At 49.2% G+C, this 19,663-nt stretch carries 17 protein-coding genes; 9 read left to right on the top strand and 8 right to left on the bottom strand.

The genetic code is table 11. The features are described from left to right. Nucleotides 1-16 precede the first annotated feature (16 nt). Genes J3369_RS00635 through J3369_RS00620 form a run of 4 tightly spaced genes read left to right on the top strand, consistent with a single transcriptional unit; the run spans nt 17 to nt 4,160 of the window. Nucleotides 17-1,414, top strand: a complete 1,398-nt coding sequence (locus tag J3369_RS00635; protein ID WP_349582526.1) for an MFS transporter — start codon at nt 17-19, stop codon at nt 1,412-1,414. 30 nt (nt 1,415-1,444) lie between these two features. After that, nucleotides 1,445-2,611 carry an iron-containing alcohol dehydrogenase gene (locus J3369_RS00630; protein WP_349582523.1) on the top strand — a complete coding sequence of 389 codons (1,167 nt, stop codon included), beginning with the start codon at nt 1,445-1,447 and terminating at the stop codon, nt 2,609-2,611. 36 nt (nt 2,612-2,647) lie between these two features. Next, nucleotides 2,648-3,508, top strand: a complete 861-nt coding sequence (locus J3369_RS00625; RefSeq protein ID WP_303573235.1) for an isocitrate lyase/PEP mutase family protein — start codon at nt 2,648-2,650, stop codon at nt 3,506-3,508. Between the two features lie 22 nt (nt 3,509-3,530). Beyond that, on the top strand, nt 3,531-4,160 hold the full coding sequence (locus J3369_RS00620; protein ID WP_349582520.1) for an isochorismatase family protein: 630 nt from the start codon (nt 3,531-3,533) through the stop codon (nt 4,158-4,160). A gap of 61 nt (nt 4,161-4,221) precedes the next feature. Here the strand turns inward: J3369_RS00620 and J3369_RS00615 are convergent, their stop codons facing one another. Next, nucleotides 4,222-5,175 carry a hydroxymethylglutaryl-CoA lyase gene (locus tag J3369_RS00615; protein WP_349582517.1) on the bottom strand — a complete coding sequence of 318 codons (954 nt, stop codon included), beginning with the start codon at nt 5,173-5,175 and terminating at the stop codon, nt 4,222-4,224. Between the two features lie 93 nt (nt 5,176-5,268). On the opposite strand from J3369_RS00615, the gene J3369_RS00610 reads away from it, so the two are divergent. Beyond that, the gene (locus tag J3369_RS00610; protein ID WP_349582514.1) at nt 5,269-6,636 is read left to right on the top strand and encodes an MATE family efflux transporter; all 1,368 of its coding nucleotides are present in this window, start codon (nt 5,269-5,271) and stop codon (nt 6,634-6,636) included. Here J3369_RS00610 and J3369_RS00605 read toward each other — a convergent pair. Continuing rightward, the gene (locus tag J3369_RS00605; protein ID WP_303573231.1) at nt 6,610-7,266 is read right to left on the bottom strand and encodes a hypothetical protein; all 657 of its coding nucleotides are present in this window, start codon (nt 7,264-7,266) and stop codon (nt 6,610-6,612) included. The genes J3369_RS00610 and J3369_RS00605 overlap by 27 nt on opposite strands. Nucleotides 7,267-7,705: 439 nt before the next feature. Here J3369_RS00605 and J3369_RS00600 point away from each other — a divergent pair, with 439 nt between their 5' ends. The 3 genes from J3369_RS00600 to J3369_RS00590 all read left to right on the top strand — a co-directional run bounded on the left by J3369_RS00600 (nt 7,706) and on the right by J3369_RS00590 (nt 10,905). Beyond that, a complete protein-coding gene (locus J3369_RS00600) occupies nt 7,706-8,920 on the top strand; it encodes an MFS transporter (RefSeq protein WP_349582511.1) in 1,215 nt (404 codons plus the stop codon). Nucleotides 8,921-9,046: 126 nt separating this feature from the next. Next, a complete protein-coding gene (locus J3369_RS00595; protein WP_349582508.1) occupies nt 9,047-10,045 on the top strand; it encodes an NADP-dependent oxidoreductase in 999 nt (332 codons plus the stop codon). Nucleotides 10,046-10,104: 59 nt separating this feature from the next. Then, nucleotides 10,105-10,905: an alpha/beta fold hydrolase gene (locus tag J3369_RS00590; protein WP_303573228.1), complete on the top strand. Its 801-nt coding sequence runs from the start codon at nt 10,105-10,107 to the stop codon at nt 10,903-10,905. Nucleotides 10,906-10,925: 20 nt separating this feature from the next. On the opposite strand, the gene J3369_RS00585 is transcribed toward J3369_RS00590, so the two are convergent. From J3369_RS00585 to J3369_RS00575, 3 genes are read right to left on the bottom strand one after another with little or no spacing between them, the layout of a single operon-like run. Next, the gene (locus tag J3369_RS00585; protein ID WP_349582505.1) at nt 10,926-11,696 is read right to left on the bottom strand and encodes a glycosyltransferase family 2 protein; all 771 of its coding nucleotides are present in this window, start codon (nt 11,694-11,696) and stop codon (nt 10,926-10,928) included. Further along, entirely contained in the window at nt 11,689-12,465 is a 777-nt protein-coding gene (locus J3369_RS00580; RefSeq protein ID WP_349582502.1) for a glycosyltransferase family 2 protein, read from the bottom strand. The genes J3369_RS00585 and J3369_RS00580 overlap by 8 nt, the downstream gene beginning before the upstream one ends. After that, on the bottom strand, nt 12,455-13,381 hold the full coding sequence (locus J3369_RS00575; protein WP_349582499.1) for a DUF6492 family protein: 927 nt from the start codon (nt 13,379-13,381) through the stop codon (nt 12,455-12,457). The genes J3369_RS00580 and J3369_RS00575 overlap by 11 nt, the downstream gene beginning before the upstream one ends. A 488-nt stretch (nt 13,382-13,869) precedes the next feature. Here J3369_RS00575 and J3369_RS00570 point away from each other — a divergent pair, with 488 nt between their 5' ends. Next, entirely contained in the window at nt 13,870-14,601 is a 732-nt protein-coding gene (locus tag J3369_RS00570; protein ID WP_349582496.1) for a FadR/GntR family transcriptional regulator, read from the top strand. Between the two features lie 92 nt (nt 14,602-14,693). Here J3369_RS00570 and J3369_RS00565 read toward each other — a convergent pair whose 3' ends face one another. The 3 genes from J3369_RS00565 to J3369_RS00555 all read right to left on the bottom strand — a co-directional run bounded on the left by J3369_RS00565 (nt 14,694) and on the right by J3369_RS00555 (nt 19,659). Next, nucleotides 14,694-17,657 (bottom strand): TonB-dependent receptor, encoded by a 2,964-nt coding sequence (locus tag J3369_RS00565; RefSeq protein ID WP_349582493.1) that lies wholly within the window; start codon nt 17,655-17,657, stop codon nt 14,694-14,696. A gap of 413 nt (nt 17,658-18,070) precedes the next feature. Beyond that, complete coding sequence (gene eda, locus J3369_RS00560; RefSeq protein ID WP_349582490.1) at nt 18,071-18,697, bottom strand: bifunctional 4-hydroxy-2-oxoglutarate aldolase/2-dehydro-3-deoxy-phosphogluconate aldolase; 627 nt, start codon at nt 18,695-18,697, stop codon at nt 18,071-18,073. A gap of 35 nt (nt 18,698-18,732) precedes the next feature. After that, nucleotides 18,733-19,659, bottom strand: a complete 927-nt coding sequence (locus J3369_RS00555; protein ID WP_349582487.1) for a sugar kinase — start codon at nt 19,657-19,659, stop codon at nt 18,733-18,735. Between the last annotated feature and the right edge of the window lie 4 nt (nt 19,660-19,663).

Here is a 19,663-nt window from a genome sequence, read left to right as displayed (position 1 = left end):
CCGCGAGGAACACACAATGACACAAGCCATCGAAAGTACAGCTGACCAGGCTGTTATCAGTACTTCAAAAGTACCGCTTATCACAAAGCTGCTCTACGGGAGCGGTCAGATTGGCGGCCAGCTTTTCCGTGATGCCCCTGCAGCGCTGTTACCTTTGTTCATGACCACGATGCTGGGCGTTTCTGCCTGGGTTGCCGGTATAGTTGTACTCGTACCCAAATTATGGGTGATTATATGCGATCCGGCGATGGGCGTGTGGTCAGACAAACTGAAGCCGCATCATTCCCGTCGACCTTTCCTGGCGGTCGGTGGCCTGCTTACCGGCCTGAGTTTTATGGCACTGTTCAGTTTCAGTGAATTTTCCTCGCCAACCATGGCAGCGGTATTTATCGGCGTCTTGTTTCTGATTGCGTCTACGGCATTCAGTGCGTTTTCAGTGCCTTACCTCGCCATGGCATCAGAGCTTTCATCTGATGCCCATGAACGCACCAAGGTACTGTCTGTGCGTATGATTTTCGTCATCATTGGCGTGATTATGGGCGTAGGACTGGCTCAGCCACTGGTTTATAAACTGGGTGGTGATGCAGCCGCATGGCGAACAATGGCCATTCTGTTCGGTGGCATTTGTGTGGTTGCCATGCTCGCGACAGCTTTCGGTGTGCCCCGTAATTTCGGACAGATTTCACAGGATGATCCACGCAAATTACTCAGCAGATTTGCCTCCGTAAAAGAAAATAAACCCTTCATGGTACTGGCTGCCACTTATCTTGTGCAAACCGTTGCACAAGCTTGTGGCTACGCCGTTGTCGGTTTCATTTTCTTATATGCGGTTGCTGACATTTCGCTGCTGTTTCCTTTTGTCATCGTGATGTGTACAGGTTCGATGCTGAGTCAGCCTATGTGGGTAAAACTATCCGGCAAATGGGGCAAAGAAGCTGCCTTCTGGGTTGCCTGTACCGGCTGGATGCTGATCACCATTACCTGGCTTTGGGTTAAACCCGGTGACGACGTGCTGATGACATTACCCGGCTGGGGTGAGATGTCGACAGAACATTTCCTTGTGCTTTGCCGCGCGGTGCTTATCGGCTTTACCAATTCAGGCTTTGCCCTGCTTGTCTTCTCACTACTTACCGATGTCATCGACAAACAACGTCAAAACAAAGGAACAGTGGATGAAGGTCTGTTCTCAGGCTTTTTCTCCGCCACAGAGAAGCTGGCGTTCGCACTCGGCCCGGTCCTGGCAGGTGCATTTTTAAGCTACACCGGATTTCAGTCTTCAACCGGCGGTGCCGCTGAACAGGCGCCGGAAGCCATTCGCGGCATGGTACTGCTTTATTCGGTTGTACCTGCAGCGATTATGGCCGTCAGCCTGCTGATTTTCACGCGTTACAAGCGCGCGATGCAGAGCATGTAATTAGCAGTTTCAGGAATAACAGGATACCCCATGACAAGCATTAATTTTGAGTTTATGTCAGTCCCGAAAATCGTGTGTTCCCCCGGCGCAGCCGGCACACTGGCTGAACATTGCCGCGCACTCGCAATAACATGTCCCATGCTGGTCACCGACAAAGGTTTGCTGGCAACCGGCATCCTGAAGCCGGTCATCAGCAAACTGGAAGCTGAAGGACTGGTCCCCTTTGTGTACAGTGATATTCAGGCCGATCCTCCTGAGCATATTGTGCTTTCAGCAAAGCAGGCGGCGGTAGACGCCGGCACTGACGGTATTATCGCGGTAGGGGGTGGCAGCAGCCTTGATGTGGCAAAGCTGATAGCAGCACTGGTGCCCGGCGACCAGCCTCTGCAGGAAATGTACGGCATTGATCAAATAAAGCAAAAGCGCTTGCCATTAATTCTGGTGCCCACCACGGCGGGTACGGGCTCTGAAGTGACGCCTATCTCTATTATCACCACCGGTGAAACCACAAAGTCCGGTGTAGTTTCTCATCAACTGTTACCGGATATTGCGCTACTGGATGCAGAACTGACACTTGGTTTACCACCGTCTATTACAGCCGCTACGGGCATTGATGCCATGGTGCACGCCATCGAAGCCTTCACCAGCAAGAAAAAGAAAAATCCGTATTCGGATATGCTGGCGAAAGAAGCTTTACGACTCATTTCGTCAAACCTGCTTACCGCTGTGCGTCAGGGTAATAATGTGGAAGCCCGTTCGAAAGTACTGCTTGGCGCGATGCTGGCGGGACAAGCCTTTGCCAATGCGCCGGTGGCTGCAGTGCACGCCCTCGCCTATCCGCTGGGAGGCAATTATCACATTCCCCACGGACTCAGTAATGCGCTGGTCTTACCCCATGTGCTGCGCTTCAATGCCAGCGATGACTGGGCCATAGAACAGTATGCGCAACTGATGACATGTGTTACCACCGACAACTCCTGTGGCGACGCCCAGCTCGACTGCGCTCATTTCATTGAGCTGGTAGAAGCTCTGCTGATTGACGTGGCTATTCCACGTACCTTGTCGGCGCTGAATATACCCGAATCCGATCTGCCAAAACTGGCAAACGAAGCCATGCAACAACAACGACTTCTGGTAAATAACCCGCGTTATTTAAGTGAAGCCGATGCACTGGCCATTTATCAGGCGGCCTGGTAGGCCACCCAACCCACATTGACTCACCTGGAATTCAATATGTCTAAATCAATTTTGCGAGAAAAAATCAGTAAGGGAGAGTTTGTATTTGCTCCCGGTATTCAGGATATGATCACTGCCGTTGTTGCGAATAAAGTCGGCTTCGATGTTGTTTATGGCAGTGGCTACTGGCTGACTGCATCAGGCTATGGTTTGCCGGATGCGGGCATTGTGAGTTACACCCAGATGCTGGATCGCATGGCGACACTGGTTAAAACCAGTAACGCTGCTGTCATGGCAGATGCAGACACCGGCTTTGGCGGCCTGCTGAATGTTCACCATACAGTGAAAGGCTATCAGGAAGCGGGTGTCGCTGCTATTCAGATGGAAGACCAGGAGTTCCCTAAAAAATGCGGCCATACTCCGGGCCGCCGTGTTATTCCGGTGGATGACATGGTTGAAAAAATTAAAGTGGCGGTAGATGCCCGTACTGACGAAGATATGATGATCATTGCCCGTACCGACGCTCTGCATGCCGAAGGGCTTGAAGCCTCGATAAAACGTTGTAACGCTTACCGCCGCGCTGGCGCTGACATCATTTTCCTCGAAGCGCTTACCAACGAAGAAGAAATGCGTAAGGCCTGTGAGGCAGTCGATGCGCCGATGATGGCTAACATGTCTAACGGTGGCTTTACCCCGATGTACAGCGCTGAAAAAATGCAGGACATTGGCTTCAGTGTCGCTATTGCTCCGTCTTTACCCGCCCTTGCAGCCGCCAACGCCGTTGAAAAAGCCCTGATTGCCATGAAAGAGCAAGGCAGCCCTGAACCAACAGGTGTGCCAATCAATAACTTCAAAGAGTTCTGTTCACTCATCGGTTTCGAAGATGTATGGGCATTTGAGAAGAAGTGGGCGAAATAAGCCACGCCGTAAGGATTAAGAAATGAGTGAAAATTTAGACGCTAACTACGCAAGCGTATATAACAACCGCATCGGCTTCGGTAAGAAGCCGGCACTGGTACTGATAGACTTCGTTGAAGCTTACTATGATAAGTCCTGCGACCTGTACGCCGATGTTGAAGATGCACTGGCATCTGCAATCCGTGTGCTTGAGGCTGCCCGTGATGCCGGTATTCCGGTGATCTATACCAACGTGGTTTATCACCCTTCAGGCTTTAACGGCGGCACCTTCTTTAAAAAGGCAAAGCCACTACGCTACTTAACAGAAGGTTCCCCCATGGGCGCCTGGGCAAAAGGTTTGGCACCGAAAGAAAACGAACTGGTTATCTCAAAGCAGTATCCCAGTGCGTTTTTCGGCACATCACTGGCCTCTACGCTAACAGCAGCGGGTATTGATTCGGTATTGCTCACCGGCCTCACAACCAGTGGTTGTGTTCGCGCCAGTTGTGTAGACGCCTGCTCCCACGGGTTTATTCCCATTGTTGTGGAAGAAGCCTGCGGAGACCGTCACGAAGCACCGCATCAGGCAAACCTGTTCGATATGAACGCAAAGTACGCCGATGTAGTTAAAGAGTTGGAAGTCATTGATTACCTGAAATCGCTTTCAGCGTAAATGTTCCAAAGCAGCTCAAAGCAGAACGCGGCAATGGTTTTTCCTTTGCCGCGTTTTTTATTCAGGCCAGTTGCTGCGGGGTGACCATACTAAAGCCCTTCGGTAAACCGGCATCCGGGGTAAAGCCATATAACTCAACCTCTGCCGGTAAGCTCTGGCGCAGAATTTTTCGCGCCTGCAGCAGCTTCCCAAACTGTACACCGGTTTTAAGCCCCATCCCTTCCAGCAGGAAAACCAGATCTTCAGTCACAATATTGCCGGAAGCACCGGGAGCAAACGGGCAGCCGCCGATCCCTGCCATCGACGAGTCAATCGTCCGTAAGCCGACTTCCAGCGCCATCATCACATTTGCAAAGCCCTGACCACGGGTATTGTGAAGATGAATGCCGGTAAGCTTATCTTTGCCTACTGCAGCCCATACACCTTTCGTCAGGTTTTTCACCTGCAACGGCGTGCCATAACCTGTTGTATCAGACAGCCCGACTTCATCACAACCTGCTTCGATAAGTTGCTCTGCCAGACCAAAAACCTTGCTTTGGGGCACTTTACCTTCAAGGGTGCAACCAAATGCGGTAGACAAGCCGCCCTCAAACACAGGCCGCTCAACTTCGGGCAAAGTATTAATCAGTTCGCGGATTTGTCTGACTTCTTCGAGCATTTGTACATGGGTACGGCGCACGTTTTTGAGACTATGCGTTTCAGACACAGACAACGGAATCGTGATCTTGTGCGCGCCGGCTTTTACGGCATTTTCGGCTCCACGGTAGTTCGGTACAAGTACCGCAACATTAAGATTAGCGATAGTTCTGGCGTGGGCCACCAATTCTGCAGTGTCAGCCAGTTGCGGCAGTATTTTTGCCGGCACAAATGACCCGACTTCGATTTCAGGAATCCCGGCGGCAGCCAGAGCCGAAATCCAACGTTTTTTATCTTCTGTGGCCATAATTGGTGCAATACTTTGCAATCCGTCTCTGGGGCCTACTTCACTAATTTCTACATCAAACTGCATAGTCATGCTTTCAATCCATAGATTATTGTAATATCTATATGTCATAATAACATTCAATCTCATTACTGGCGATAGCCTGACCGGCTTTCTCATAAATTCATGGATAACCAACACGCCCGTACAGTGCATGCTGTAAAAGTCGATTTCAGACAAATGATGTCGCTGGCAGGATCTGCCGGCGGTGTGCAGGCAATGACGGCAGTGGTGGGGATCCTCACAATAAAAGTCGTCGCAACACTGGGCAGTTCAGCCATTGCCGCAGTCACTTCCGGTCAGCGCCTGTTCTTTCTTATTCAGTCAATTCTGTTTGGCCTGAACATTGGTGCCATGGCACTCATCGCCCAGAGTCAGGGACGGGGTGAGCATGGTGAAGCTTCTCACTGGCTCCGCGTTACACTGATGCTTGGCGTCGCAGTCACCATCGGGCTGTCTGTGTGTTTCTGGTGGCTGGCCGAGCCCATTATGTACAGTCTCGGTCTGACCGATCCTGAAGCACTTTATGAAGGCGCCAGTTACATACGTGAACTCAGTCTGTACTGCTGGTTCATAGCCATTTATTTCATTATCGCCAGCGCATTGAGAGCACTCAGTATTGCCTGGCTGCCGCTGGCTTCCGGTATCTTTTTAAACGGCACAACACTGGTACTGACGTATTTACTTGCAGGCAACTGGCAATATTATACCGACAGTGGTTCTGCAGCCGTGGCTAAAGCCGCAGGGATTGGCAATCTGCTCGGCCTGATTTTAATGCTTGGTCTGCTATATCCCCGCTGGCGGGAGTTTTTTATTGCCAGGTGGTCTCTTTCCGGCGGACGCCGGTTGTGGCGTATCAGTTACCCCGCCATCATGGAGCAGTTGTTCAGACAGGTAGCGGTGTTGTCGTTCCTGTGGGTAGTCGCCCGTTACGGCACAGCACCCTATGCAGCCTATGGCGCAGGCATTATGCTTATTTCCGTTTCCTTTGTTGTGGGTTACGGATTCTCTGTGAGCGCCAACGTAATGATTGGTCAGGCAGTGGGGAAAAATGATCTGGCAATGGCAAAGCGCATTCTTCACGTTGCCCTGGGTTTTTCACTGACCGTAATGACAATCATGGGACTGCTGCTGGGTATATTCTGCGAGCCGCTTTCTTTGTGGTTAATTGGCGAGAACGACGTTACCTATTACACCAGTGTGTTTATCTATTTCTTTGCCGTTGTCCAACCGGTCATGGCCATCGACTTTGTTTTGACAGGTGCCTGTCAGGGTACAGGGGATACCCGCTGGCCCATGTTTACTGTGCTGGTAAGCAATTTTGTCATCCGCTTCGGCGGCGCGTTTATTCTCATGCTGATGGATGCACCGGTAGAGTGGATTTTTGGCATGATTGTACTGGACTACGTAGTAAAAACGGGACTCATGTGCTGGCGGGTGTTCCGCCAGCCATGGCCGCGGGTGGTATTAAATGAGGTGGAGGCCAAAAGCTGATATCACCAGCAGCAGTATCCAGATGCCTTTTACATGCCAGGCTGCACCGCCGATAGTGTTCTGAATAACTGTATTGGTATTTGCATCCCCCTGACCACTTGCCAGTTTTGCAAAAGCGGGGCCGAAAGGCTTCAGCTTAAAGCGGATAAGAATACCCAGAAGCACAACCACACCGAACAAAGCCAGCTTCCAGGCTGCCCAGTAAACAACTACCGGTCCGGCGGTAAAAACACTGAAAAAGCCGGTCAATATTGCGCCCGCACAAACTGTCACCCGTATCACCCAGTCACATTTTATAATGAGCGCTTTTGCGGCACCTGAATACCAGTGCAATGCTGCAACACTTGCCAGCCAGGCCAGGCCTGTAGCCCAGATAACCGCCAGCCATCCTGACAAGAACGGCGTTAACCCCAGCGTAGTACTCAAATGCAATCCGCTGGCAAACATCAGTGGCATTGCCAGTCTGGGGCCCTGATCGGCTGCATTCAGTATTTTTGCAGCCACCACTCTGCTTTCGTGGCCCAGTTCCGTTTTCAGCACATACCGGCTTGCGATAAAAGTACCGAGGTCGCCCCCTAACCAGTAAACCAGCCCCATAACATGCAGGAATTTTATCACCAGAAAATCCATTGTTTCTTCACCCTGATTTAATGACAAGATTTGCTATAAACACAACTTTATGAATTATTGTTATAACAATAATTAAAGTTAATTGACAGTAATTCATAAAAGGGATTAGTCTGGTTAAGAAATAGCCTGTCCTGCCGGCTCATCCCGTTTGTTGAACAGGTAGCCGGTTTAATTTTCAAAAATTGCGTTTTGTCATATTCAACGGTCGATAGTCGGGGCAAAATCAGACAAGCTGGGGTGATTTCAAATGAGTGATTTTCACTTTTTTTCCTGCTGGCTAACGATTGCAAACAGCTGAACATCACCAGCTACATTTTCAAAATTATTATAAATAATCAGCCTTTAAGAGTTGATGCCAGACAATTTTCCAGAGTTCTGTCTGCCGGCTTTTCAAAAAGGTTTGTTTTCAACGAAAACAATTTTACGTGTTGGATGAGTTATGAATAGAAGCTACCCATGGATGATCGCCGTGCTGGCAAGCGTGGTGCTGATCATCAGTAACGGAATGAGTATTTCCGGCCTGTCTGTCTTTGATGAATCACTAATATCAAAATTTGGCTGGAGTCGCGGCGAATTAAAATTCCGCGACATGATTACCTTCGGCACCAGCGCACTACTGGCTCCCTTCGGCGGTATAATCATCGATAAGCTGGGCGTTAAACGCTGCATGCTGGCCGGGTGGGTCATGCTTGCTGTAGCTTATTTCTTATATAGCGGTGTTGAATCACTGGCTAACCTCTATGTTGCCCATGCGCTGCTTGGCGTTGTACTGGTGTTTTGTGGCCTGAACCCGGCCATCATTCTGGTTTCCAGCTGGTTTCAGAAAAAACGGGGTGTCGCCATTGGTATCACACTGGTTGGCACCAGTCTGGGCGGCATGATCTTTCCCCAGTACGGAACCTATATGAGTGAACTGGTGGGATGGCGCATGGCAATGACTTACGCCATGATTTTTCCTGCCTTTATGTTTGCGATGGTTGCGCTATTTGTCAGAAACGGGCCGGAAGCTGAAGCCAGCGCGAAACCACAGGATGTAGCGCTGTCGCAGGGTCTCGGTTATGTGGAAGCACTGAAAACAAAAGCATTCTGGGCCATTTCTGTAGTCGCTATGACAACGTTCTACACGGTACTGGCGGTGCAGGCGCATCTGTTCCTTTATCTGCGTGATCTCGACTTTACGCCGGCTTCCGCCACAAACGCTATCAGTCTGTTTTTCCTCTGCGCAGTGATCGGTAAATTCGTTTTCGGCCTGCTGTCAGACTACCTGAATTACAAACTGGTCTTCATCGGCAACATTATTGTTATGCTCACCGGCTCGGCGTGCCTGGCGATGATGAACAGCAGCCTGATTTGGATTGCTATTATTCTGTTTGGCCTTGGCTGGGGCGGTGTGTACACCACAATACAATTATCCGCTGTGAATTGTTTCGGACTGGTCTCTGCAGGCAAAATCCTCGGCACCATCGCCGTGCTGGATTGTCTTGGTGGTGGTCTGGGTATCTGGTTAACCGGTGTTTTCTATTCCATGTACGGTGACTACCAGGTCGCATTCATGATTTTCGTTGTGTTAATTATTACGGCTTTAATTTTTGTAACGCAAATTGCCACACCGGCAAAACAAAATCACGACATGCTTGCCGGAGCAGCAAAGTAGTTCTGCTTCCCTTCCGGCCTCAACGGCATGTCGCTCGGTGAAACTATGATTTTTATCATAGTTTCACCGCGCATCTTCCCTTACTCTGCCAACCAACGTTTCCCTTAACAGACATGAATACAGGCTATGAGCGACTTAAAAAACACGCAAATTGTACTGGCTAAAACGCCGGAAGGTACGCCCGTACCATCAGACTTTACGACCCGTTCTGTCGAAGTAACGCCCCCCGAAGCCGGCGAAGTGCTGGTAAAAAACCTTTACCTTTCTCTCGACCCGTACATGCGTAGTCAGATTGCCGGCAGGCACTTATCCGGTGCGATCACGCCGGGCGATTTAATGAAAGGCGAAACCATCGCTGAAGTGGTTCAAAGTGAAGATCCGGCTTTCAGTGCCGGCGATATTGTCAGAGGCTTCGGCGGCTGGCAGGAATACGCCGTTATGGACGGGAAAACCTTGACTGCCGTTCATGCCCCCGTAGACAACAATGCAGCCTATCTTTCCGCGCTGGGCACCACAGGGCTTACCGCCTGGGCGGGCATTGTCTGCACTGCAAAACCAGCCCCGGGCGATGTGGTTGTCATTCCCGCTGCAACGGGGGGCGTAGGTGCTACAGCTGCCCAGCTGGCTAAACTCTACGGCTGTAAGGTTGTGGGTATTGCCGGCGGCAAAGAGAAATGCGACAAGGCCGTTAAAGAAATCGGCTACGATATCTGTCTGGATCGCAAAGCCGGTGACATTGCTGAGCAACTTAAAGCAGCCTGCCCTGACGGTATTAACGTGTATTTTGATTTAGTTGGCGGAGAACTGTTGAACACTGTCTCTTCTCAACTTGCTGTTGGTGCCAGAGTGGTGTTGTGCGGCATTATGTCTGAACTTAACAGTACCAGCCGTGCCGGCGGCCCTCATCCTGCGATATGGATCAAATCCCGGGCACAGGTTACCGGCCTTGTAGTATATGACTACGAACCCCGGAGAGCAGAATTTGTGGAGTATTGCCTGCCCCATTATCTGGACGGCAAACTGAAAACCTTTGAAGATGTTTCTCAGGGTATTGCCAGTGCTCCGGACGCTTTCTGTCGCTTAATGCGCGGTGAAAACACCGGGAAAGTTATTATAAAGATTTAACGTTGTCACTTTACCCGGATTCAGGACACGACCGGGTAAAGTTTCCTCACGGAATGGTTATGAAAAAATACTATCTGGACCTGCCTGCAGGGCAAATTCACTATATCAAAGCCGGACAGGGCGAACCCTTGTTACTTTTGCATCAGGCACCAATGAGCAGCATTGAGTGGGAAAATATTATTCCCGTTCTGGCACAGCATTTCACCGTATATGCACCGGATATGGCCGGACATGGTCAATCCTACGAGCCATCTGCCGCCATGAACATTCCGGATTTTGCGCAAGACACCATCGCTTTCATGGACGCCCATGGCATTGATAAAGCCTTTGTTGCCGGCAACCATTCAGGTGCAGCACTGGCAACCTGTCTTGCGGTTAACTGGCCTGAGAGAGTGAAGAAACTGGTGATTTCCTGCGAAATGCTGATATCAAAAGCGCAAATTGATCAGTTCGTGGCTGCGATTAGAGCAAAGCCGCTATCCAGGGATATTCCTTTTGATGCGGACGGCAAGTTCATATCCGATGCCTGGCTGCGATATGCCGCACTGGCCCCGACAGCTTCACTGGATACACGCTATAAACCGTTCATTCACGGCCAGCTGGCCAGACTCCGGAAGTTTGATATTCACGAACCAGTGCTGGACTGGATGGGCGCTGAAGACTGGATGTCAAAAATTCCCTGTCCCACCCTGGTATTCGGTGCTGAAAACGATTTGTTTTTTGATGAAGATAAACTGGAAGAAGCCAAATCACGGATTGCGGATGCTCAAACCCGGGTGATTAAAGACGCAGGCGCCCTGAGCACTTTTGAACAACCTGCCGCCATTGCAGATATGCTGCTGACCTTCTTTAAACAGTAACACGGGGCCGGTCGGCCCTGCTATTGATTCCGCTCAGTCAGCTCGAACAGCTTCGCTTCTTTTAAAAACGCATACATAGATTCAATGTACGCGTGGGTCAGTCCCCGCTTGCCAGATAAAAAGTGCCGTTTGAACAGGTAAGTTTTTAAAAAAGTCAGCGGGAAAACCAGCAACAATTTCAGCAAAGACGGCTTTTTGTTGCTGTTAAATTTCTGCTGCGCTTTCAGCGATGAATAACTGTTCTGTTTATTCATCAGCAGCTCGGTACTGCCATAGCCATAGTGCATGACCAGCCCTTTAATATCGCCGGTGGTGGAACCCTTTTCCAGTTTCACATTTTCATGCACCATGCGATCTTCCGGGTATCGGGCAGTGCCCTGTCTGAACAACCGCACAATGTGGCGCTTTGCCGCTTTAGACGACATGGGTCTGCCCCAGAAAATATCTTCAAAGTGCAGGCGGTACGCACCGTGCGACGGGTTTTCGCCGGTAACTACCGTTTGAATGTGTGCTGCGGATTCTTCACTCAGCACCTCGTCACCATCAAGGTTCAGTAACCAGGGCTGAGTACACTGACTCATCGCAAAGGCCTTTTGTTTAGCAAAGCCGGGCCAGTTCCGGTGGATCACTCTGGCCCCGTGACGCTCTGCAATCATGATAGTGTCATCGGTACTGCCGGAGTCCACCACAATAATTTCTGCAGCAAAGCTGACGGCAGAAAGTACCTCGTCCAGCCTCTCAGCTTCATTGAACGTAATCAGATAAACACTCAGTGGACACGGGTTACTCACCGGCACTTCCTTCTCTGTTCATGGCCCACAGTGCGGCGTATTTATGAAACCCGTACTGGGCAAGAATAATGGCCATCATCAATCCGGCTCTTCCATCCAGAAAGCCACCACGAAGCACATACTGTTGCAGAAAATCGGTAAAGAAACGCAGACAGGCATAACCCAACGACGCCTTTTTACCACGGGCAAATTTGTCTTTAGCCGACAATACCGCGTACTGCACATGCTTATCGATAGCGTGTTTATAGTTACGCCAGCTGTAATGCAATAAAGGCGATTTAAGCACCAGTACCTGCTCTTTTTCCAGGATCAGCGATTCATGCACGCTGGCTTCTTTGAACTTCGCACCATGCTTTAAGAACAATTTACCCTGCGGCGTGCTGTAACGTCCGTGCTTCAGCACAGAACCCAAAAAAACAGTATGCCAGGGGCACTTTATGAAATTTGCAGACAGGTGCTCTGAGGACAACACAGCCACAATTTCATCTCTGAGAGCAGGCGTGACTTCTTCATCGGCATCGATGTTCAGTACCCAGTCATGTTTGCAATAAGTGAGGGCGCGGTTTCGTTGTACGCCATAACCCGGCCAGTCTGTTTCGATGACCTCATCTGCATACTTTTTGGCGATACCGACGGTACCATCCGTACTTCCTGAGTCCAGCACAATGAGTTGATCGACCCAGCCATGCAGTGATTTCAGGCAACGCTCAATTCTGTCGCCTTCATTTTTGGCAATAACAAAACAGGATAACTGCCGTTTAGCTGGCATGAAGCTTCCTCTCAGGACCCGGGATGAAAGGCGCTATTTTGTCCCATACAAGATTATTGTCAAACCGCATACTGCTGTTTACGACACAAAATAAACCGTGTCCGTTCGGGGCGAAGCTTTGCTCTGCCTGCCAGGCTTCAAAAGGGTGTGAATCATGAATTAACAGCGCCTGAGGATTTTCAGCTGTGCAGGCATCCACGTGGTATTGCTCCAACATATTGCGCTTGTGCGCCGTCAGATAATACAGGGAATATTCGGTCCATCTGCCACGGCGATGCCGGTAGAGGGTCCAGTTCGTTGGCGATTTCGGATTATGCAGACCGCATAATTTATCCACCCACGACCCCTTGCCACGTAGGTTAGCGGCAATTTCTTCGCCGGTAGCTTCGCTGATGTCACTGGCCATCAGCGCCGGTGTTACTGTCATGCCCAGCTCAGGATTCCCCACATCGCCGGACATTTTTAAGATGCGGGCGGAAGACTTCCACCATTTGGGATGCTGCGCCCGCTGCTCGTACTGGATTAGCGCTTTGCCGCCGGGTAATAAAAGTGATTCAGTCAACGGACGCAGGCAGATAGCGTCGGCATCCAGTGTCAGATAATAAGGCGTAGTAATTACTCTCGGTGCTGCCAGCTTGACGATTTGCTGTTTACGCCAGCCGCGGACATGACGGTGCTTTTCAAATTCCGGAATAAGCGCTTCTTCGGACATCACGCGAATAGAAAATTCGGACCACTTCACAGTGCGACGGCGAATAATATCCACTTCATCCGGTGGACAGACAATCAGAAACTCACTGAAAACCTCAGCGGCATTAAACGCGCTGAATGTAGCAAATAAAATTTCCGTACGGCCCAGATCATCGACACCGTAACTTCCCTGTATACATAATGGCAAAACTGCTGTGATAGCCATCGTGATGTAACCTCCTGTTTATAAAATATCTTAAATCTTTATGTCTGTGTCCGGCTTTGTGACGCAGCACAAAGATGGGTTTAAAAGAGTTTAAAAGAGAAAACACCATCAAATGCAAACAAAAAGACACCCTTACAATTGGCCGGTTCATATTTTTACGTTTCTTTTTACAGTATTTACATTTTCTGAAAAGATGCGTCAGTCAAGTGTATGTGTTTGTACAGATTACGATCAGAGACTCTGTATCTCAGAGTATAATGAAAGGCTGCGATACCATATTCGACGAACGTAGGAGTAAAGGTTGGCAAGTGGCTCATGACTTGTGCGATGAACCACTAAGTTCGGGACTTTACCAATTTCAAAAAATAATGCTTACCAATAATGTAAAGTTTTGCTGAAATATAGTATAAAGATAAGTACGGCGCTGCGTCCGGAACAATAGAATTTCGCCGCAGTTTAGATAGACGTTCTGTTATCAGGAGCAGATCATGAAAAAGCGCAGACGTTTCTGGGGTGTTGTTGAAAAGCTTGAGGCATTAATCGATAAAGGTGTTTACCCGGTCGGTAGTCGCCTGCCTGCAGAACGCGAGTTAGCCGAAGCTTATGATGTTAGCCGTCCTACAGTACGGGAAGCAATTATCGCTCTGGAAGTCAGAGAAAGAGTGGAAGTAAAAACTGGCTCAGGAGTTTATGTTACGAGTGGTGCAGACCATAGTACGCCTCAGAAGCCTATCAGTGCTTTTGAACTTACTCAGGCAAGAGCCCTTGTAGAAGCTGAAGCCGCAGCACTGGCTGCTGCAACAATCCGGCCTCAGGAACTGGAAACGTTGCAAAGCACTCTGGAAGACATGAAGTCACCTGAAACCGCTGACGAAGCCGATCGTCGTTTTCATGAAATTATATCGCAAGCAACGAGAAATAATGCACTGGTTATGTCGATTAATAATCTGTGGAAACTCAGACGCACTGAACCTCAAATCGTGGCGGCTTATCAGGATGTTTGCTCCCAAAGCGTCGAACAACGTCTGGTAGAGCACACTGCAATATATGATGCCATTGCTAAAAGGGATTCTGGCGCAGCCCGTAAAGCCATGCATAATCACTTCAACCGTCTAATCAATGCACTTTTTGAGGCGAGTGAAGCGAAGGCTCTCGAAGAGATTAAACGCAGAACAGACGAAACACGCGGGCTGTATTCAATCTCCCACCTTACTCAGTAATTGTTTTGCCACCGGTTGCGCCGGTGCAGGATTAAAAGCTCTACCCATAAAAAAAGCTCCGTAGAGGAGCTTTTTTCGTCTTATCTGACAAATTAATATCTGTAACTTGTACCAAATGTAATGCGTCGATCTGTTAAGCCCTGATAGCAAAGAAGCGCACCTTCATTCACGCAGGACTGCGTAACATCCGATTCGGTCAGGTTTACAGCTTCCACGCCCACGTTCCATTGTTCATTGATGTCATAGCTGATACTCGCGTTAAGCTGTCCTCTGTCTTCCTGAACAACCGGGAACCCCCAGGGGAAGCTGGACGTACTGCCAAAATCGGTGGAACGGTAGGCTTCACGCCATGTGTAGCGGGCACGGACTGATAAACCATATTTCTCGTAATAAGCGGTTACGTTGTAAGCATTTTCAGACAAATCAACGAGAGGCTGGTTCGCTGTTACTTCAAGGTCTTCAATACCGGTTGTTAACCGGAATACCGCGTTTGCTCTGCTTGTCGCCGTGTCAACTGAATCTCCGCCGGAGAATTGCTGATACGTATAGTTCGCCGCAACACCGAAGCCAGAAGCCCAACCCAGCTCTTTTTCGAAACCGGACAGGTCATACTGCACCGCCAGCTCGATACCTTTCTGCGTTGTTTCACCCGAATCATTGATCGTTGTTGAAGTCGGCACACACAAACCTACACCGGGTTCCGGACCAAACACGTTAATGTCAGCAATCGGGTTAAATATACCGCCTTGCTCACAGTCCGGACCGGTCACATCGCGGTAACCTGTAGTGGGATCTTCATACGGGTCAACTTGCTGAATCACATGCAAATCTTTTCTTGTCTTATGGAAATAGCCCACACTGGCTACCGCAGCCGGCGCAAAGTACCATTCAGCGCTGATATCGAAAGACAGCACTTCTTCCGGCGTCAGCCCCGGGTTCCCTATCGACACCGCAGTGTTCGGGCTGGTGCTGTAAGTGACTGACGTAGACAAATCGTCGTAGTCCGGACGTCTTATGTCCTTGCCCGCCCCAAAGCGCAAAACTACGTCTTCTGCCACATTGGCGACAACATTGAGCCGGGGCAGAATAAAATCGTAATCCCCGCGGGTTTCCACCTGAGAAATAATTTCGTTTCCGGCATCATCCTGAGTAATTGAATTACCCAGTGAATTAACTTCTGTTTCAAGATACCGCACACCAAAATTACCGCGGAATATACCGTACTCGAAGTTCATCTGCGCATAAAGAGCATGGGTGATTTCTTCTATATCGAAGAAGGCATTAACCTGAGAAGTCGGTGCGCTGATCGGCGCTCTGTCTGAGCCGGTGATTGCATTGTTAGCAACAATCGCCGCGTTCAGGGTATCAAGTACACCATCAGGGTCAGATGCAACCAGTTCAGGATCAATAAGCAGGAAATTTTCAATATAAAGCGCCCGGCCGTCAGCAGCATTAAAATTGTCCGGCCCCGCCACCAGGATATCCGCAAAAAGGTCGCCGGACGGGCTTTCGTCCATACTGCGCAACCCGACGTTATTTCGCACTTCATCAGACATACTGGTTGCTTTACTGTAGCGGTAACCAAAATCAATGGTATTAATAAAGTCAATGTTGTCGAGGTAGTACTTAAAATCTGCCCGGAAGGCATCTTCTGAGTTTTCAGTTCTGTCCTGTCCGAGATTAACATCCCGCAGTACCACATTGGCAGGATCAAGAAGCTGTTCAGCCGTAGGGGCATTAGCTTCACCGGATGCAATACCAAATGCCAGACCATTGGTCAGGTCATACTCAAACGGTGTGCCGTTCTCATTTGAGTCATTTGTAGCTGCGTTCGGGTTTATGAAGTTAAGCGTAGTATTGAAACTGGGCGTATCTGATTCTGAATTTGAAGAAGATGCTTCAACTGATACGAATAACGTGTCGCCCTGCCACTCACCGCCAATCCGGAATATCTGACTTTTGGTAATACGTGAATTCGTGTCACTGGAAAAACGCAGGTTTGGATCCGCACCGCCATCTTCTACCGGTATTACACCTGTCAGTGCAGCTTGAATACTGCCCAGATCCTGACCATCAAGGGAACCAAAGTTAACTGTCTCAAAGGTATCGGGTATTGCTGTGTCTTTTAAATCGCTCAGACCGGATGCCTGAACCCTGGAACTTTCCTGGCGACGCTCCTGGTCATTGATGACCGCATCAAAGAAAAGCTTTGTATGATCATTCGGAGCCCATTCTATGGTACCGGCAAGGTTAACTGTCTCGTACTCATAGTTATCATAATCCTGATTCAGAAACTGCACCGGCAGATAATCGAAAGACTGGGCACTGGCAACACCGCTATCTGCGGCAACGGAATTATCGCGGTCTGCACGGGGACGAAAAGCAGTCACATCCTGCTCAGTGTAACTACCGCTTAAAACGATACCAAAACGGCCTGCGTCAGTGTCCCAGTTATCACCCCATGCACCGGAGAATCTTGGCATAATTCCGTCAGTAGAAAGGCTGCTGTCTTCACCCTGCACCCGAACAGATGCCAGAGGCTTACTAAGTTGCAGCGGACGAATGGTTCGCAGGTTGATTGTACCGCCTACAGAACCTTCAATAGTTTTAGCTTCCGGTGATTTTGTTACCTCAACGGCAGAGATAATGGCTGCCGATACATCCTCAAAATTAATACCGCTACGTCCCGCACCTGAACCGACCGTAGACACACCGTTAATTTCAGTTCGGTTGGCGTTGGTACCCCGAATTTGAACCCCCGTACCTACACCTGCTTCACGGGTAATCTGGACCCCGGTGACGTTTTCCAATACCTCCGCCAGGTTTTGATCCGGCAACTTACCAATATCTACAGCCTGAATTACCTCAATTAAATTGTCTGAGGAGCGTTTTTCTGCAAGGGCGTTTGTCAGAGACTGACGAATACCGGAAACCTCGATAACTTCAAGATCTTCGGTGGCCTCCGGATCGTTTTGCTGCGCATGTGCAACAGACATAGCGTTGATGGCACTGGCAGACAAAATGGCCAGTGAGATCTTAGATAATTTGTGTCCCATAGCTGCTTCCTGTGTTTCCCGAATCAATATAACTGTTTTTAAATTTGCAATCTCAGAGGAGGTTACAAAGCTTTTACATGATATTTACAGGTAAACACCCAAAGGTCAACCTCTTTGGTAATGATAATTACCAATTTTGGTAAATATCTAAACAACGCAAATTGGTAAATGCACAACCATCGTTTAAAGATGTTTATCTAAGAACAGAGATAACAGAAGATATATACAACAAATTCAATCATTTAAACATTAATACTGAACTGATTTTATCGTAGTGGATAGCAGTAGGAGAACAATTATAAATCTTGGTTATAGTTCACATTCACGCCATGAAACCAGCTCCTCACAAATATTGGTTAACCAAATTCATGTTGAGCCGGTTCATTTAGTGTAAAGGGGGAGAAGTCGATATTTCAGACAGACTGTGACAGGGCTTGTGAACAGGCGTTCGTGACAGCCTCCCAGTTACCGTTTTTAATCCATTCAGGTTTGGCGACCCAGGTGCCGCCCACAGCGAACACATTGGACAGCTTCAGATAGTCCTCTTTATTATCAGCATTGACGCCACCTGTAGGACAGAAAGACACGCCCCTGAATACAGATGAGACGGCAGACAAGAATGCAGCACCACCGGACAGTGAAGCCGGAAAGAGCTTTTGCTCGGGAAAGCCATATTCCAGTGCCAGCAGAATATCAGCCGTATTTGATACTCCGGGCAGCACAGGCACACCACTTCGCCCCACTGCACCGAGAAGGCCGGGGCTGGAAGCCGGCGTGACAATAAAGTCAGCGCCCGCTTTCAGGGCGTCATCTAAAATACGGGCGTTGATAATCGTGCCGGCGCCCACGGTTAATTCAGGTACCTCCTGCTTTATCGCAGACAATGCGTCCAGGGAAGAATCTGTTCTTAACACGACTTCGACCAGTTGAAGACCAGCGTTAGCCATTGCCCTGGCTATATTCACGCCTTCACCGGGGGTGTTGGCCTGTATTATCGGCAGCAAAGACTGCCCCGACATTAATTCAGAAAATTGCTTCATGTTTCAGTTCTCAGATTAGGGTTACAAGTTCAGATTTACCCGCTTTCGAATAAGCACATAAACCCTGATTCAGGAGCAATGGCACCGGGGAACTGAATAACGATTCCGGCAGCTTTTGCTGCTTGAGCTACAGCGGGACCAACATCGAAACCGGATAGCCGGGCGCCAAGATAAACCCCGTTAAAAGCGTCACCGGCGGATGTCGTGTCAACGACGTTACCTACCGGAGTGATAACATGCTCAATGACAATTCCGTTGCTATAAGTGAGTACTGAAGAAGCGCCGTTTTTCACCACCACTTCCGTCGCCCCCATGCTAGTGCAGTAAGCAACAGCGTCATGGGCATTATCAATTCTGTACAACATCTCCAGATCTTCGACGCCCGGCAACACGATGTCAGCGAGTTTGAACGCCGTATTGAAATTATCTACAGCTTCTCTCTCCGCTCCCCAAAGCCTTGCCCTGTAGTTGGGATCAAAGACGATTTTGACGCCAAAACGTTTGAGTTTTTCCAACTTTTGCCAGAATAGCTTGCGTTGATAAGGTTCGATGACCGCAAGTGAGATGCCAGAGAAGAAAAAGTAATCGCAATCAATGAGCTGATTCAGTACATCGTCATCAAGGAAAGAAACAATCTTGCGGGCAGCAGATTGATTACGCCAGTAAGTAAAACGCCTCTCGCCGGCAGAGTCTGTCTCAATGTAATACATACCGGGAGCAAGGCTTTCGTGCCGGAAAACATACTTTGAATTAATGCCTTCCTTTTCGAACCCTGCAATCATTCTGCTACTGAGAGAATCTGTGCCCACAGCCGAGATCAGACCGGTTTTAATATCCCGGAAGCATCGCTTCAAATACACCGCGGAGTTATAAACGTCACCAGCAAATGACTGGTGCATGGTATTTTCATTGAGTGACTTCAACTCCACCATACATTCGCCAAGAAAGTAAATACTGTTCATTACC

Origin of the sequence: Alteromonas sp. NFXS44, assembly GCF_040148705.1 — a bacterium.
In the GTDB taxonomy this organism is placed as follows: Bacteria; Pseudomonadota; Gammaproteobacteria; order Enterobacterales; family Alteromonadaceae; genus Alteromonas.
The sequence above is the reverse complement of the archived record's forward strand: the minus strand, read 5'-3'. Positions and strand labels throughout refer to the sequence as shown.

What these genes read in the sequence shown, in the direction of transcription:
- J3369_RS00635 (WP_349582526.1), top strand. Translation starts at nt 17, where the DNA reads ATGACACAAGCCATCGAAAGTACAGCTGACCAGGCTGTTATCAGTACT.
- J3369_RS00630 (WP_349582523.1), top strand. Translation starts at nt 1,445, where the DNA reads ATGACAAGCATTAATTTTGAGTTTATGTCAGTCCCGAAAATCGTGTGT.
- J3369_RS00625 (WP_303573235.1), top strand. Translation starts at nt 2,648, where the DNA reads ATGTCTAAATCAATTTTGCGAGAAAAAATCAGTAAGGGAGAGTTTGTA.
- J3369_RS00620 (WP_349582520.1), top strand. Translation starts at nt 3,531, where the DNA reads ATGAGTGAAAATTTAGACGCTAACTACGCAAGCGTATATAACAACCGC.
- J3369_RS00615 (WP_349582517.1), bottom strand. Translation starts at nt 5,175, where the DNA reads ATGACTATGCAGTTTGATGTAGAAATTAGTGAAGTAGGCCCCAGAGAC.
- J3369_RS00610 (WP_349582514.1), top strand. Translation starts at nt 5,269, where the DNA reads ATGGATAACCAACACGCCCGTACAGTGCATGCTGTAAAAGTCGATTTC.
- J3369_RS00605 (WP_303573231.1), bottom strand. Translation starts at nt 7,266, where the DNA reads ATGGATTTTCTGGTGATAAAATTCCTGCATGTTATGGGGCTGGTTTAC.
- J3369_RS00600 (WP_349582511.1), top strand. Translation starts at nt 7,706, where the DNA reads ATGAATAGAAGCTACCCATGGATGATCGCCGTGCTGGCAAGCGTGGTG.
- J3369_RS00595 (WP_349582508.1), top strand. Translation starts at nt 9,047, where the DNA reads ATGAGCGACTTAAAAAACACGCAAATTGTACTGGCTAAAACGCCGGAA.
- J3369_RS00590 (WP_303573228.1), top strand. Translation starts at nt 10,105, where the DNA reads ATGAAAAAATACTATCTGGACCTGCCTGCAGGGCAAATTCACTATATC.
- J3369_RS00580 (WP_349582502.1), bottom strand. Translation starts at nt 12,465, where the DNA reads ATGCCAGCTAAACGGCAGTTATCCTGTTTTGTTATTGCCAAAAATGAA.
- J3369_RS00575 (WP_349582499.1), bottom strand. Translation starts at nt 13,381, where the DNA reads ATGGCTATCACAGCAGTTTTGCCATTATGTATACAGGGAAGTTACGGT.
- J3369_RS00570 (WP_349582496.1), top strand. Translation starts at nt 13,870, where the DNA reads ATGAAAAAGCGCAGACGTTTCTGGGGTGTTGTTGAAAAGCTTGAGGCA.
- J3369_RS00565 (WP_349582493.1), bottom strand. Translation starts at nt 17,657, where the DNA reads ATGGGACACAAATTATCTAAGATCTCACTGGCCATTTTGTCTGCCAGT.
- eda (WP_349582490.1), bottom strand. Translation starts at nt 18,697, where the DNA reads ATGAAGCAATTTTCTGAATTAATGTCGGGGCAGTCTTTGCTGCCGATA.
- J3369_RS00555 (WP_349582487.1), bottom strand. Translation starts at nt 19,659, where the DNA reads ATGAACAGTATTTACTTTCTTGGCGAATGTATGGTGGAGTTGAAGTCA.